The 554-nt window shown below is 40.1% G+C and carries 1 protein-coding gene; it reads left to right on the plus strand.

The genetic code is table 11. The features are described 5' to 3' along the window. Window positions 1-28 precede the first annotated feature (28 nt). Window positions 29-554, plus strand: a 526-nt coding sequence (locus tag FKN88_RS17455; RefSeq protein WP_306687771.1) for a transposase, incomplete at its 3' end; no start/stop codon positions are given.

The raw sequence follows: 554 nt of genomic DNA on the forward strand, positions 1-554 counted from the left end.
GCATTTAGCAAGCAAGAGTTAGCTTATTATGAATACAAATACACTGCAAAACATTAATGTCGGCGTTGATACCGGCAAGTCACAATTAGATATCTATATCCGTCCTCTCGATATCTATTTTAATGTCTCCAATGATGAAAAAGGCATTAAACAAGCCATCAAAACCATTAAAAAGTACCACCCTGAACGTATTGTCATCGAAGCCACCGGACGCTTAGAAATGCCATTCATCTTAGCCTGCGATAACGCTAAGTTACCCTATGTCATTGCTAATCCATTACATATCAAAAAGTTCTCCGGCGCCCTTGGACATCGAGCTAAAAATGACCGCTTAGATGCCGCTCTTATTGCCCATTACGCGGAAGCTATTAAACCGAAGCTCACACAATTGAAAAGTGAAAACATTCGTTTAATGAGTGACTTAGTGACAAGACGCAACCAGTTATTGACCATGCAAACCATGGAAAAGAACCGCTCTCAAATCATGCCTAGGACTGTTGCGTCATCGATTAAATCGCTACTTACCATGCTCAAAAAACAGATAGAAAACATTG

This window comes from Vibrio sp. 2017_1457_13, from assembly GCF_030851525.1.
GTDB classification, from domain to species: domain Bacteria; phylum Pseudomonadota; class Gammaproteobacteria; order Enterobacterales; family Vibrionaceae; genus Vibrio; species Vibrio metschnikovii.